The following is a 13,666-nucleotide window of genomic DNA, read 5'->3' as shown; positions in this document are numbered from 1 at the left end:
TAGCTTTTAGTTATAAAGTTCGTTTTCTTTGACTAAGATAAAATTATTTTCATCACAAAAGGTAAAATTTCAATCAACAAATTTTAGAAAAGTAAAATCCGTTTTAAGCATTTCTATTTCATTTTCTCTGGTTTGTTGCTGCGCTTCTTTTGCATAAACAAACATTCTTTCTTCGTAATTTTCTATAGCACTCTCTATTGTTTGAAATTCTCCATTTAATAGATTTTCTGATAAAATTAATGCATCCAGAAGCCCTATATTAGCTCCTTGTCCCGCAAAAGGAGGCATTAAATGTGCAGCATCTCCAATAAGTGTAATAGGCAAGGGGCGGTTATTTTTCCATGCCTTTTCTACAGATATCTTTTTAGTAGGCAATCCGGTAAAGAAAGAAGTGGCGCGAAATAATTCTTTATACGATTCTCCCCAATCAGAAAGTTTATTTAAAAGAAATACTTTGACGTTTTCTATATTTTGAAAATCAATTTCTAACGTTTCAGGCATCTTAAAAATAACATTATAACTTAAGGCATTATTATTTTTAGGATTGGCAACCAATAAATTACCATTGTTAGAAGTCATCAAAATTTTATCACCGCACAGATCATAAAAACCGAGAGATTTTGCTTCTGATGCAGAAACTTCGCCTTGAATCATATACGTTCCCGTAAGTTCAACTTCGGCATCTGTAATATATTTTCTAATAGAAGTCATTCCGCCATTTGCACCAATAACAAAATCAGCTATTGCCGTTTTTCCGTTTTCAAAAGACAAAAACCATTTTCCGTTTTGTTCCTCAATTTCAGTTAGTTTTCTATCCCAAACAACCGTGTTTTCTTTTAAGCTGTCAATCAATAATGTTCTTAAATCATTTCGGTTTATTTCAGGAGCGTCGTATTGTTCTTCTTCAGTAGTTTCTTTACTAAACAATACATTTCCTTTATAATCAGTCATAATTCTCCCCATTGGGATCGCCATTTTATAATACGTTTCAAGTAATCCCGCTTTCTGCATTGCGTCCTGACCGGAACCTTTATGTAAATCGAGCGTTCCGCCCCAAATTCTTGCTTTTGGGTCTTTATCTCTTTCGTAAACCGTAACATCAATTCCGTTTTGCTGTAATAATCTTGCCATTGTTAAACCAACCGGGCCTGCGCCAATAATGGCTATTTTTTTATTTGTAAGTAACATAATTTTATTGTTTAATTAGGTTACAAAATTGAGAAGACTGTAGGAGATGAAATAGTAAAAATCAGTCGTTTTTGGTATTCATTTTTTTAATTGCCACGATATCCATAAAACGATTGTCTTTATTTTTACTCAATTCTTTGGGCGTAACACCAGAGTATTTCTTGATTTCTTTGATAAAATGATTTTGATCTGTAAAGTTTTGATCGGGAAAAAGTATGCCTTCGCTGATAGGTTTAAATGAAGAACCAAAGCGCAGAATATTGCAGTAAGCTTTTAACGAAATACCAAATTGCTGATTGAAGTAACGATTAATCTGGCGGGTGCTCCAAAACACGTTTTCAGATAGTTCCTTAACGCTTATCGATCCTTTTGAAGAATAAATAAGTTCAAATAGTTTCTTTTTTCGGTTATCAATATCAGGTGTTATAATGCTGTTTATTATTTGGGTTGCTTTATTACAAAAGTGCTCAAAAGTATTCAAATCCTCAGCTTCAAATTTCCATATTTCGTCTGAAATAATTTTGTCATCATTTAAAACATCTTTGATAGAATCTCCAAATAAATATTCAACGGCAAGCAATTTAAAACCAATAGAAAACATTTTTGTTCCAATAGGAATTATAATCTGACTCGGAATTGTATCTAAACCCCGAATCGTTTTTTCCCAATTATCAGCATTTGAATTCATAACCGCAAAATCAACCATTGCGTTGGGCAAAATAGTTGACGGAATTTCTTTTCCCGTATTGTTTTCAAGCATCCAAAAGCTGTGAACAAAATGCGAAATAGAATTATCCGGTAAAGCTGATTGAATTAATAAAGTCATTTTACTTTTAATAAGTAATTCAAAAGTACTATTTATTCTTAATGCTTCGTATTTACGGCATTAAAAGAATAGGAAACCATTAAATAACTCCAAAATGCAAGTTTATTTTCATCCTGAATTTTAGGAAGATACTGCATCGCATTTGTTGAACTGTACCACGAAAACGCATAATTAATTTCTAATTGTTTTATTGGAGTATATTTTAATGAAAGATCATTTTCAAATCCAAGGAACTTTTTTACGTTTTGCCCTTCATCATTTTTTAAGGGAAATTGATTGTAAAACAGATGAAAATCAGAACGAACAGAAAGTTTATCAGTTAAAGGAAATGAAGCAAATAAATACGGATTTACTAAACCTTTTCCACCAACATCTGCAGGAAAACGGGTAAATACATTCATATTTCCGTTAAATTTCCAAGTCACACCATAAAGCACATCAAAACTTTCAGATTCATCTGCGGGTAATTGCGAGCGGTTTCCGCTTATTATTTCAGCTCCTAAACGCAATATTGCTGTATTGAAAGAAAAGCGAATCTCCGGCTGAAAATAATAGGCAAACAATTTCTTGCCTTGAGATGTTCGTCCAAATTGCAAATAAGAATTTAATGTATAATACCATTTATTGCTTTTATATTCAATTCTTCCTCCAGATGTGGCGCGCCCGTACCTATTTGCAGATGCAGGATTTTCAAATAAATCGAATACATTCAATGAATTAAAAGAAAATCCATTGTCAAAATTATAATTGAAATTATTGACGGCTAAATATTTGTACTTATTAGAAGCCACGGGAGAGTAGGCCGGGTCAAATTCATTTCCGTATTTTCGGGTAAACAAAAAGAAAAAATCATTAGAGAAATGTTTTGCCGTTTTCATCAATCGTATTCCTTCATGCGCTCTGCCTTGCTGTGCCCAGGGTGCGTCAGAAAAAAGCCTTCCGTTGTCTAATAAAATACTTTGTCTTCCGAGCCGAATATTGAATGATTTGAATTTAGTTTCAAAATATAACTGATAGAAATTTATACTTCCAATTTTTGATTTTAAATTTTGTTCTTCCCAAACATGAATTTCTTGTATATCAGACTTTATTAACCATTTTTCTGCCGTATACGACATCGATATCCGGTTTCTTTGTGTTGTATAGAAATAAGGATCTATAGAATCGTTTGGCGGAAGAAAATAGTTAGAAGTATATTCAACTCTTGGCCTTAGTTCTATATTCATTAAAAACTGATTGGAAACGGGTTTTATTTCCTGAGCAGAAAATTGAATTGAAAATAAAAAAAGCAGGAAATAAATAAAGATTTTGACAAAGTTGAAAGTGCTGTTTATCATTTGAGATTATAATCAAATATCTTTATTAAAACCGTGATTTGGTTACTGATTTCTTTTTTGCTAATATAAAACTATTTCTAAAATGCCTTACATCATTTTTAACACATAAAGTATTGATTATGTTAGCGAATATTTCTTTGGTTTCAAGCCAATTTGCTGTTCAAAAACCCTTGAAAAATGGCTGAGATTGGTAAATCCTAATTGATAACCAACTTCTGAAACTGATAAATGTTTTTCCTTTAAAAGCCTGGCAGCTTCCTGTATTCTCATAAATTGATAATATTCAAAAACACCTTTACCAAAAGTCTGCTTAAACAATTTTCTAAGCTTGGGTTCGCTCATTCCGGCTTCTTTTGCCAGTGAATTAATCTCTGGTGCTTTGTCTAAATTGGATTGCAAATGGTATTTAATGGCATAAATTGCCTTAATATCTTTTATATGTATTCCGCTTGCTGGTGTATCTTCCCGCTGCAATAACAAAGCAAAAATATGGCAAAGCAGTTCTTCACATTTTAGTTTGTTATAATGATTGTCTAAACTTTCGGGAACAGATTGATGCAGCATTTCGCTTGCTGTTGTAATCATGGCGGGAGAAATTCCAATTTCATAAGCAAAAGTATCTTTAGATGAAAGTATGCTTGAAACTATTGGATGTTGTAGTTCTCCAAATCTTTCCTGTAAATATTCTCTTGATGCAGAAATGGTTACACTTCTAAAAAATGTATTTTGAGGCATGGATATTACAGAAGAAACCGACTGCATTGCGATAAAAACATTGGGTTGTTCTGCGATTATTGTTTCTTGTTTTTGGTTAGAAGAATCAAAAATACCGCTTAGAAAAAAGATCACATTTTCTTGTCCTTCAGGAATTTCATTTTTACGATCAAGAACAATTTCTTCTTTTAAATAATAATTCCTGATCATCATTCGCAAATCTTTTCTCCAATTAAATCCGGTCATATAACCTTCTCCTAAATTTTTAGGAATATCAATAAAACGACCGCGAACACGAGCTCCAATCGCATCGGCAAACTTATGCAGGATTCCTGAACCGTTTTTATCTACAACTTTAATTTTCATTTACGACTATTTTAATATCAAAATCGAATATTTTACCTATAAAGATACAGATAATTTTGTAATGAAAATTTAAACAAATTAAAAACGATATAAGTATGTTATTAGATAATAAAAAAGTAGCCATTATTGGCGGAGGCCCAGGCGGATTAACTCTTGCCAGACTACTACAGGAAAAAGGAATTGATGTAAAAGTTTATGAAAGAGACGAAAACCGAAATGTTCGTCAGCAAGGTCACACACTTGATTTACATGAAGATACAGGTTTAAAAGCGATACAGGAAGCTGGATTGATGGAAGAATTTAAAAAATACTACCGTCCTGGAGCAGATAAAATGCGAATTGCCGATAAAAATATGAATGTGGTACTTGATGATCATGCCGAAAAACCGGAAGAAGATTTCGGAAATGAACATTTTCGACCTGAAATTGATCGCGGGCCTTTACGAGATTTACTAATTGCTTCGCTTAAAGAAGAAAATGTGATTTGGAATTCTAAATTCACCCAAATGAAACCTTTAGGAGCTGGCTGGGAAATTTCTTTTGAAAATGGAACAACAACTTATGCCGATTTCGTAATTGCTTCAGACGGCGCAAATTCGCGTGTGAGAAAATATCTTACAGACATCGAGCCTATATTTTCGGGCGTTACGGCTGTTGAAATTAATATTTATAAAGCAGAAAAAAACGCGCCAAACCTTTGGAAACTTGTAAACGACGGAAAACTTTTTGCTCTGGAAGAAGGCAAAACATTCTTTTGCAGCTCAAAAGCTGATGGTACCTTAACTATTTTAATTGGAATAAAAACAGAAGATAATTGGGTTACCAATTCAGGAATTAATTTTAAGGATAAAAGCTCGGTTGCTGAATGGTTTAAAAACGAATTCAGAACCTGGAATACTGATTGGCAGGAAATTTTTGGAACCAATGAAATTTCTATTATTCCAAGACCTATGTATCATTTCCCGATTGATCAATATTGGAAACCGCTGACTAATCTTACCATAATTGGTGATGCCGCACATCGTATTCCGCCTTATGCAGGGGAAGGAGCAAACCAGGCTATGGCTGATGCTTTAGATTTTTATGAAATATTTTGTTTTGGTAATCATGAAACTATAGATGATGCTGTTTCTTTATTTGAAAATAAAATGCGCAGTCGTATGGAAGAAATAACAGAAGATACTTTAAAAATGACCGACGCGATGCATGTAGAAAGTAATTTACAGTTTTTAACTGATTTTTTTAATCAAGTTTATTAGTTTACAGTCACAGTCGCAGTTTTCAGTTTTGAAAACTGCTGTCACCCTGAGCGAAGTCGAAGGGCTTTTTACGAAACGAGGGATTCGACTTCGCTCAGCCTGACAATCTATAAACTATGACTGCAAACTGAGACTGAAAACTGAGACTGAAAACTGAAAACTGAGACTGAAAACTGAAAACTGCGACTGAAAACTGAGACTAAATAACCGTTTTTCTCGAAACAGGTCTAAAATACCATGAAGTAACAGTTAAAACCAATAATAATGTTGGTCCGAAATACGCTATTCCTAAATCACCTACGGCAAAATGAGAGATAATGGCACCGCTCATTGCAAAAAAGAATCCTGCGTAAGCCCATTCTTTTAATAAAGGAAACTTCGGAATTAAAATAGCAATTACACCTAATATTTTCCAAACGCCCAGAATGGTTAAAAAGTAAAGCGGATAGCCTAAATGTGCCATCATATCGGCTTCTTCCTTCATTTTTATAATTTGTACAATTCCTGTTGAAGTCATTCCTAATGCCAGCCAAAGAGTGGCAATCCAATAAATAATTTTGTTTCTTTTACTCATGACGATTTATTTAAGTTTATTTACTATTTCCTGTAAGCGATTGTGTGCGAAATTCAAACCTTGCGCGAAAGGCAGTTTCAATTGTTGATCTCTGTGTTCTACAGATTTGTAGATAATCTGCATGGTAAGCCTGCTGGTTTCTGCTGTAAGTTCTTCAAACTCCAAAAACTCCAATTGAGGTGCAAAATTGGCATTGTCCATTTCAAAAGTTCTCGTAATTCTTTCATTAGGAACAAAATTATGAATGACACCATTGGCACTAAATACAACATTTCCGTTTGGGTCTTTGGTTTCAAACTGCCATCCGCCGTGCTGTTTATTTTCTAATTTTACCACTTTTGTTCCCATCCATTGTTCTACAATTTCAGGTTCTGCATAAGCTTTAAAAAGTAAATCAACCGGAAGATCAAATTCTCTTGTAATTACAATTTCCTGCTGACCATTTTCGGCATTAATTTTTGTTTTGCGTTCCATAAATTAATCTTTTTTAGGTTTATAGTTTTTCATTATGCTTTCTAATTTATTAAAACGATCGTCCCACATTTGACGGAAAGGTTCAATAAAATCAGCAACTTCTTTTATTTTCTTCGGATTTATATAGTAATAAATCTCGCGTCCGTTTTGCTGTTGGTCAAGCAGTTCGCATTCCGTTAATATTTTAATATGTTTCGAAATAGTTTGTCTTGACGAATCAAAATTTTCCGCTATAGTTCCCGGCGTCATTGCTTGAATGGCTACCAAATTTAAAATTGCTCTTCGCGTTGGATCGGCAATTGCCTGAAAAACATCTCTACGTATTTCCATTGTGCAGTTATTTGACTGCAAATATAATGAAGTCATTTGACTGCACAATATTTTTTACGAAAAATTTTATATTTTTTTTGAAATTATGAGGAGTTACAGGCGTTTTTTTATAATTTTAAATTCAATAAAAAAGAAGAAAACATGAATAATAATGCTAAAGTATTTCAATATTCATTTGCGAGTATTTATCGATTATACAAGGAAAAAGTAGAGAAGAAGGGACGTACGGCAGAAGAAGTAGATACTGTTATACTTTGGCTGACGGGTTATAACGATAAACAATTTAGAGATCAAATAGAAAAGAAAGCAGATTTGCAGACCTTTTTTGCAGAAGCACCAAACCTGAATCCAAATGCATCTAAAATTACAGGCGTAATCTGCGGTTACCGAATTGAAGATATCGAAGATCCGCTAATGCAAAAGATTCGCTACATGGATAAATTAGTAGACGAATTGGCGAAAGGAAAGAAAATGGAAAAAATTCTAAGAGAATAAAAGCAAAAGCCGTTTTAGTAAATTAAAACGGCTTTCAAATTAAAATCAAGTTTTGGAATTTGGAATTTTAAAAATTTGAATTTAAACCTTTTTTACATATTATCAGGCAGCCTGTCAGCATCATTTTTACTTCTGTTAAAACGATAAATAACATTAAGATTGATATATCTTCCTTGCGATCTGGCTTCAGATTCTAAATAATAATATTGAGTTGTAATTTTTTCAGTCGTAATCTGCGAATTGAATAAGTTATTTACATTTAAAGTTACCGACATTTTATCTCCAAGAAAATCTTTGCTCAAACCTAAATTAGCCGTATACTGCGCTTCTGTAAGCGATTGAACGCCTTGATTTTTTCCTCGGTATCTAAAACTGAATTCTCCAGAAATAATTTTAGGAAACTTCACTACAGATCTAAAGTTAGAAAGCCAGGTTTGATCTTCGGCATTATAATTTACGTTTTCAAAAGTTCCCTGCTGTTTGAATTTGTAATAATTAAAATCTAAAGCCAGTCTAAGCCATTTTGTTGGATTATACGTTGTCGAAACTTCTGCACCGTAACGGTCTTCAGTATCAAGGTTTACAGGCGTGCTTACAAAATAATTTTCATCAGTACGTTTTACTATGTATTCAAAATAATTAGTTGTATGCTTGTAATAAACAGACGGATTAATGCTGAATTTTCCCGGTTTTGTTAATAATGTAAACTCAAAAGAATTAGTAAACATTGGGTTCAAATCTGGATTTCCTACGGTTAAATTTCTTAAATCTGAAACTCCCGAAAATGGATTTAACTGCCAGAATCTTGGCCTGTTGATACGTTTACTGTAGCTCAACTGTAAATCTGTTTTTTCGGTTAAATTATATACAAAATGCAGCGTAGGGAAGAGGTTAATATAGTTTTTAGCATTGTTAAACGTGTTTTTAGTATCCGCAATTTTTATATCTGATAATTCAGAACGCAGACCTAACTGGTAATTGAACTTTTTATATTTGCTTGAGAACTGAAAATAAGCACTGTATAAATTCTCATCATATTTTAATTTATTGGTAAATTGTTCTTGTAGTACATTATCCAGAATGGTGTGATAATCACTTCTCAGCGCACGAAGATCACTTCTAATTCCCATTTCAATTTTAGAATTTTCAGAAATTGGGTCTACAAAATCTGATTTTATAAAAATATCATTACTGCTTTCAATATCTCTTGAATACAAATTAGAAACCGAAGCATTAAAAGGAAATGTTTTTTGCTGTGTAATATATTGGTTTTCATCATCATTCCAAAAATCATATTGTAAACTTGTTGTCCATTTTTTATCCTTTCTGTCAAACGTTTTTACATAATTTAATTCTAATGCATTGTAAATTTGAGGTTCTTTATACTTTTCAGATCTCGAAATAATACTATCCGTAACATTATTTGCATTAGCATAATTGTAGTTGTAATGCATTTTATTGTTATTGTTGTCTTTACTGCGGTAATAACTTCCGGTTAATGTGTTTTTTGAGTTGATATAATAATCTCCGCCTACGTACATATTATACACGCTAATGCTTCGTTTCATATCATCATATTGATTTAAAATAGTCGTTGTACCGTTATCTGTATTCGTTTGAAACTGTTTGTTATAACCATAAATATCTAAATAACGATACCCTAAATTTCCAAAAAGATTCACTTTTTCTGTTTTATAACTCACATTGGCATTTACGTTATGTCTTGCAGGATTTCCAATTCCGGCTTGAAGCGAACCGTTGAAACCTTTCATCGTGTTCTTTTTCATAATAATATTAATGATTCCCGCGCCACCTTGAGCTTCATATGCCGAAGAAGGATTGGTAATAACTTCTACTTTTTCAATATTAGCTGCTGATATTTGCGATAAACCATTATTAGTGGTCAGCATAGAAGGTTTTCCATTTATTAAAACCGTAACGCTGCTGTTTCCTCTAAGGCTTACAACTCCTGCAATATCAACATTTACCGAAGGAACATTGTTTAAAATATCATTGGCAGACCCGCCGCTGGATAAAATATCTTTCCCCACATTAAAGACTTTTTTATCAATTTTCATTTCTACCGCTGATTTTTCGGCAATAACATTTACTTCGTTTAATTGATTGATGCTTTCTTCTAAAAGAATGTCTTTCATGACAATATCTTTATTTAATTGAATATTTTCAACTGTAAAAGTTTTGTACGACATATAAACGGCTTTCAATTGGTAATTTCCAGAATTACTTTTTAAAATGTAATTTCCATCAGCGTCTGTAACGGCTTCTTTTTTATTTTCTGCAGATGATAATAAAAGCGTTACATAAGGTAAGGCTTGTTTGGTTTTAGAATCTACTATTTTTCCTTTGATAGTAAATTGTGATGTTTGTGCTCCAGATGTGAAGCTGAATAGTAATACGATTAATAATGTTAACTGTTTCATTTTTTGATTGGTTTAGAATTTTAAGCAAAACTCCTTTTTAATTTCACTCAAAATTTTCACGCATGATATAAGGGCAATTATTGTGTATAAACAATCAAATAGAAACCATAAATCGTGTTTATAGCCAATTTTTATATGTTCGTATCTTTTTTTTGCATGTTCATCGACAACTATTTTGTCTTTCTAAATAAATGTTAACTTTGATTTACTTAGATTTTTAGTTGCTAAGATTCTGAGACACTAAGTTTTTTTTAAATCAGCAACTTAGAAAAGAATAATAAACCTTTAGAAAAAATCTTAGAATCTTAGACCCTTAGCAACTCAGCAACTTAACAAACATGACACCATTCGAAAAAATTATAAAATTCTCTAAAGAGCACAGAATTAGTACCCATATTATTTTTTGGACATTTATTTTTATTATGTTTTTTAGCAAAAACACTTCTTCTGAACCAGCAGAATTATGGGTTGATATAGCATACACATTATATTATGAGTTGTTTTCTATCATTGGGGCTTATTTTATGTCTTATAGAATTTTACCCCGCTTAATGATTACACAAAAGCATAATTGGGTTTGGGCAGAATTGGTTCTGGGAAGTTATGCTATCTCTGTTATTGCCAGAATTGCAATGGTGTACGGCTTGGAAACTCTTACGCGCAAACGACCTTTTAATCAGGAACCTATTGCCGAAATCCTGACTGATTTACCTACCTTATTTGGAGCTTATTTTTTGCATATTCTTTCGTTATCCATATTTTTTATTTTTATAAAATTGATAAAAGATCAATATGTCGTTCAAAAAAGATCTTTACTGCTGGAAAAACAAAAAGCAGAAACCGAATTAAAAATCCTGAAAGCACAATTAAACCCTCATTTTTTGTTTAATACGCTTAATAATATTTATTCGCTTTCCATCACAAATTCTCCAATAACCTCAAAATCAATTGCTGTTTTGTCTGAGATTTTAGATTGTATTTTATACCGATGCAGTGCGACTTATGTTCCCATTTCTCAGGAAATTTCCTTGCTTGAAAATTATATTACGCTCGAAAAACTGAGATATGACGAACATTTAAGCGTAGTATTCAATCATTCTATAGATCATAATAAATCTATTGCACCTTTGATTTTGCTTTCGTTGGTCGAAAATGCTTTTAAACATGGAGCAGGAGAGGACACGGGAAGTTCTCCTAATATTCAAATTGATTTGAAGCTGCAAGGTGATCGTTTTGAGTTTAAGATTGTAAACTCCATAAATAAAATTGACAGCGAATCTGGAAACGGAAAAATTGGATTAAATAATATTATCCAGCAGCTTGATAAAATTTATCCGGAACATTATACTTTTGATGTTACTAAAACAGAAAAGGATTTTACGGCTTATTTACAGATTAATTTAGCAACCGAATATAATTTAGCGTAATATGAAAATAAAGTGTTTATTAGTCGACGACGAGCCTTTAGCAATCAGCTTATTGCAGAATCATATTAGTAAATTAGATTATTTTGAAGTGGTAGGAACTTGTCCAAACGCTTTAAAAGCTGCCGATGTTTTGCGCACAACTCCTGTAGATTTGATGTTTTTAGATATCAAAATGCCACAGATTACGGGAATTGATTTTTTAAAAACATTAAAGAATCCGCCGGCTGTTATTTTTACTACCGCTTACCGCGAATATGCTTTAGAAAGCTACGAGCTCGATATTGTAGATTATCTTTTAAAACCGGTTACTTTCGATCGTTTTTTTAAAGCCGCAGATCGTTATTTAAGAATTAGCGGACCTGTAAACAGCAAAATAATTACGCCTTCGCAGGAAGATTATATTTATATCAAAAACGGGCCAAAATTCAATAAAGTAAACGTCGACACGATTTTATATATCGAAAGTGTGAAAGATTATATTATTATACATCAAAAAGATGGCGTAAAATTAAATGCCAAATATAAAATCAGCGATATTGAATTAGAATTACAGGATAAAAACTTCCTGAGAATTCATCGCTCTTTTATCATTAATTTAAAAAATATCACGGCATTTACGCCTTATGATGTTGAAATTGGAACTATTGAAATTCCTATTGGAGCGAGTTATAAAGAATACGTTTTTAAAATTTTAAAAAATTCATAGCAATAAAAAACTCCTTAAATGATTTACTTAAGGAGTTTTTTATTGCTTTTGTGGTTATATCAGGATAGCAAAGCTTATATTTTTTTGAGCGTAAGTTTCATTTCTTTACTGTCCAGAATTAATTCGTCACTGGTAATAGTACTTTCGCAAGGGTATGGGGTGCCAACTTCATCTTTAATTACTAAACTTTTTCCACCTTTTGTCAATGCATAAGTACCATTTGTAATTTCTCTTGTCAAGAATCCGGTAACATGCCCATCTTTTGTAAATGTTAAAGTTCCATCCGTTAAAATTACAGCTTTTAAAGAATCCGAAATGGGCATTTTCGGTTCTACCGCTGTAATTTTCCAAGAGCTTACCAGTGTATTTCTCTTAGAACATGAAATCATTAATACTGCAGCTAATGCAAGCGCGAAGATAAATAATTTAGATTTTTTCATGATTTTGTGATTAAAGATTAGAAATGAAAAGGTACGAAAAAAAATATTATCTATAACGATATAGCTACAGAAAGTGACATTGAGTCGTCTGATTTTTAATATCTTATAGAAAAACCTAGCTTTTTAAGAGTTTCAAAAAATCAATTCAGGGTCAAAGCCCCCAGAATTTCTTCATACATAAACGGGCCTCCGGGATAAGTTGCCGTATAATCCAGATTCATCCAGACCTGACCGCGTTCATCAATATGGTAATGCAGATTTTTACCATAACTTTCTCTTGGAAAAAGTACATTTTTAATTAAATAATTGACCTTTTCCAGATCAATCATAGAGCCTATTAATATTTCGGGATAAATATGGCCTTTGGTGTGTATAAGTCTTGGAGTTCCGCCAATAGAGCGAATTGCCGCCGCCATTAAAATAGAATGATCATCACAATCTCCCGAAAAATATTCTAATGATTCGCTGGCAGTAGCAATATAATCGCCTTCTTTTGGGTCGTTGACATAATTCCAGCGTCCGTTTATTTCTTTAAAAACAGCAAAACATTGAATTATAGTTCTGTAATCAGAATAGCCTTTTATTCCTTTAAAATGCTTTGAAGTAGCCATAATAGCAAAATTTCGAACTTTCGGATTTTGATATTCAATGGCACTTATAATTTTTGATTTATTGGGAAACGGCAGCAGTTTTGCCACAATTATATCCTGCGGATACGGATTGTCTGACATGGTATAAATCATCGAATTATAATCTTCAGAAATCTCACTGAAACCATAATTCCCAATAACCGATCCGTAAAATAAAACCAATAAATAAACCGCAACACATAAAATAATTATGGTTCGCAGATACATTAGCAGAAAGAAAACAACAGCAAAAACAAAAATAAATATAAAAACACGATCCAGATTGAAAGCCCATTCCAGATCGATTAAGTTTTGATGCAGAATGATAAATATTGGGATTGTAATAAAAAGACTCAACACAGAAATAATAATCCTATCCCAAGGTGATTTCACCTGTAATTTGGATTTTAACTGTGGTAGGTCAATTTTGGGAAAATTTATCATAAGAATCAAAAGCAGT

14 protein-coding genes are annotated in these 13,666 nt (G+C 32.4%); 4 read left to right on the top strand and 10 right to left on the bottom strand.

The features are described 5' to 3' along the window. Positions 1-69 precede the first annotated feature (69 nt). From NLJ00_RS18695 to NLJ00_RS18680, 4 genes are all read right to left on the bottom strand, one after another. A complete protein-coding gene (locus tag NLJ00_RS18695) occupies positions 70-1,188 on the bottom strand; it encodes an FAD-dependent oxidoreductase (protein WP_256634943.1) in 1,119 nt (372 codons plus the stop codon). 61 nt (positions 1,189-1,249) lie between these two features. Continuing rightward, complete coding sequence (locus NLJ00_RS18690; RefSeq protein ID WP_256634942.1) at positions 1,250-2,014, bottom strand: helix-turn-helix domain-containing protein; 765 nt, start codon at positions 2,012-2,014, stop codon at positions 1,250-1,252. A 38-nt stretch (positions 2,015-2,052) separates the two neighbouring features. Continuing rightward, entirely contained in the window at positions 2,053-3,240 is a 1,188-nt protein-coding gene (locus NLJ00_RS18685; RefSeq protein ID WP_256634941.1) for a hypothetical protein, read from the bottom strand. A gap of 228 nt (positions 3,241-3,468) precedes the next feature. Continuing rightward, positions 3,469-4,431 (bottom strand): helix-turn-helix transcriptional regulator, encoded by a 963-nt coding sequence (locus tag NLJ00_RS18680; RefSeq protein ID WP_256634940.1) that lies wholly within the window; start codon positions 4,429-4,431, stop codon positions 3,469-3,471. Between the two features lie 95 nt (positions 4,432-4,526). Here NLJ00_RS18680 and NLJ00_RS18675 point away from each other — a divergent pair, with 95 nt between their 5' ends. Beyond that, a complete protein-coding gene (locus NLJ00_RS18675; RefSeq protein ID WP_256634939.1) occupies positions 4,527-5,690 on the top strand; it encodes an FAD-dependent oxidoreductase in 1,164 nt (387 codons plus the stop codon). Between the two features lie 199 nt (positions 5,691-5,889). Here the strand turns inward: NLJ00_RS18675 and NLJ00_RS18670 are convergent, their stop codons facing one another. From NLJ00_RS18670 to NLJ00_RS18660, 3 genes are read right to left on the bottom strand one after another with little or no spacing between them, the layout of a single operon-like run. Then, the gene (locus NLJ00_RS18670) at positions 5,890-6,264 is read right to left on the bottom strand and encodes a DoxX family protein (protein ID WP_256634938.1); all 375 of its coding nucleotides are present in this window, start codon (positions 6,262-6,264) and stop codon (positions 5,890-5,892) included. Positions 6,265-6,270: 6 nt separating this feature from the next. Further along, positions 6,271-6,738 (bottom strand): SRPBCC domain-containing protein, encoded by a 468-nt coding sequence (locus NLJ00_RS18665; RefSeq protein ID WP_256634937.1) that lies wholly within the window; start codon positions 6,736-6,738, stop codon positions 6,271-6,273. 3 nt (positions 6,739-6,741) lie between these two features. Then, the gene (locus NLJ00_RS18660; RefSeq protein WP_180861798.1) at positions 6,742-7,068 is read right to left on the bottom strand and encodes an ArsR/SmtB family transcription factor; all 327 of its coding nucleotides are present in this window, start codon (positions 7,066-7,068) and stop codon (positions 6,742-6,744) included. Positions 7,069-7,209: 141 nt separating this feature from the next. On the opposite strand from NLJ00_RS18660, the gene NLJ00_RS18655 reads away from it, so the two are divergent. Beyond that, positions 7,210-7,563, top strand: coding sequence for a DUF2200 domain-containing protein (locus tag NLJ00_RS18655; RefSeq protein WP_053473206.1), 354 nt, complete (start codon positions 7,210-7,212; stop codon positions 7,561-7,563). Between the two features lie 92 nt (positions 7,564-7,655). Here NLJ00_RS18655 and NLJ00_RS18650 read toward each other — a convergent pair whose 3' ends face one another. Next, positions 7,656-10,004 carry an outer membrane beta-barrel family protein gene (locus NLJ00_RS18650; protein ID WP_256634936.1) on the bottom strand — a complete coding sequence of 783 codons (2,349 nt, stop codon included), beginning with the start codon at positions 10,002-10,004 and terminating at the stop codon, positions 7,656-7,658. A 338-nt stretch (positions 10,005-10,342) separates the two neighbouring features. On the opposite strand from NLJ00_RS18650, the gene NLJ00_RS18645 reads away from it, so the two are divergent. Beyond that, entirely contained in the window at positions 10,343-11,431 is a 1,089-nt protein-coding gene (locus NLJ00_RS18645; protein ID WP_256634935.1) for a sensor histidine kinase, read from the top strand. A 1-nt stretch (position 11,432) separates the two neighbouring features. Next, positions 11,433-12,137, top strand: a complete 705-nt coding sequence (locus NLJ00_RS18640) for a LytR/AlgR family response regulator transcription factor (protein ID WP_256634934.1) — start codon at positions 11,433-11,435, stop codon at positions 12,135-12,137. 74 nt (positions 12,138-12,211) lie between these two features. Here NLJ00_RS18640 and NLJ00_RS18635 read toward each other — a convergent pair whose 3' ends face one another. Both NLJ00_RS18635 and NLJ00_RS18630 read right to left on the bottom strand, forming a co-directional pair. Continuing rightward, positions 12,212-12,577, bottom strand: coding sequence for a hypothetical protein (locus NLJ00_RS18635; RefSeq protein ID WP_180861789.1), 366 nt, complete (start codon positions 12,575-12,577; stop codon positions 12,212-12,214). 140 nt (positions 12,578-12,717) lie between these two features. Further along, positions 12,718-13,650 carry a transglutaminase-like domain-containing protein gene (locus tag NLJ00_RS18630; RefSeq protein ID WP_053473201.1) on the bottom strand — a complete coding sequence of 311 codons (933 nt, stop codon included), beginning with the start codon at positions 13,648-13,650 and terminating at the stop codon, positions 12,718-12,720. Positions 13,651-13,666: the final 16 nt, after the last annotated feature.

Source organism: Flavobacterium panici, from assembly GCF_024499525.1.
GTDB lineage: Bacteria > Bacteroidota > Bacteroidia > Flavobacteriales > Flavobacteriaceae > Flavobacterium > Flavobacterium panici.
This window is presented reverse-complemented; position numbering and strand designations above follow the sequence as displayed.

Excerpts from the sequence above, each read along its gene's own strand:
- NLJ00_RS18695 (WP_256634943.1), bottom strand. The coding sequence starts at position 1,188 with ATGTTACTTACAAATAAAAAAATAGCCATTATTGGCGCAGGCCCGGTT.
- NLJ00_RS18690 (WP_256634942.1), bottom strand. The coding sequence starts at position 2,014 with ATGACTTTATTAATTCAATCAGCTTTACCGGATAATTCTATTTCGCAT.
- NLJ00_RS18685 (WP_256634941.1), bottom strand. The coding sequence starts at position 3,240 with ATGAATATAGAACTAAGGCCAAGAGTTGAATATACTTCTAACTATTTT.
- NLJ00_RS18680 (WP_256634940.1), bottom strand. The coding sequence starts at position 4,431 with ATGAAAATTAAAGTTGTAGATAAAAACGGTTCAGGAATCCTGCATAAG.
- NLJ00_RS18675 (WP_256634939.1), top strand. The coding sequence starts at position 4,527 with ATGTTATTAGATAATAAAAAAGTAGCCATTATTGGCGGAGGCCCAGGC.
- NLJ00_RS18670 (WP_256634938.1), bottom strand. The coding sequence starts at position 6,264 with ATGAGTAAAAGAAACAAAATTATTTATTGGATTGCCACTCTTTGGCTG.
- NLJ00_RS18665 (WP_256634937.1), bottom strand. The coding sequence starts at position 6,738 with ATGGAACGCAAAACAAAAATTAATGCCGAAAATGGTCAGCAGGAAATT.
- NLJ00_RS18660 (WP_180861798.1), bottom strand. The coding sequence starts at position 7,068 with ATGGAAATACGTAGAGATGTTTTTCAGGCAATTGCCGATCCAACGCGA.
- NLJ00_RS18655 (WP_053473206.1), top strand. The coding sequence starts at position 7,210 with ATGAATAATAATGCTAAAGTATTTCAATATTCATTTGCGAGTATTTAT.
- NLJ00_RS18650 (WP_256634936.1), bottom strand. The coding sequence starts at position 10,004 with ATGAAACAGTTAACATTATTAATCGTATTACTATTCAGCTTCACATCT.
- NLJ00_RS18645 (WP_256634935.1), top strand. The coding sequence starts at position 10,343 with ATGACACCATTCGAAAAAATTATAAAATTCTCTAAAGAGCACAGAATT.
- NLJ00_RS18640 (WP_256634934.1), top strand. The coding sequence starts at position 11,433 with ATGAAAATAAAGTGTTTATTAGTCGACGACGAGCCTTTAGCAATCAGC.
- NLJ00_RS18635 (WP_180861789.1), bottom strand. The coding sequence starts at position 12,577 with ATGAAAAAATCTAAATTATTTATCTTCGCGCTTGCATTAGCTGCAGTA.
- NLJ00_RS18630 (WP_053473201.1), bottom strand. The coding sequence starts at position 13,650 with ATGATAAATTTTCCCAAAATTGACCTACCACAGTTAAAATCCAAATTA.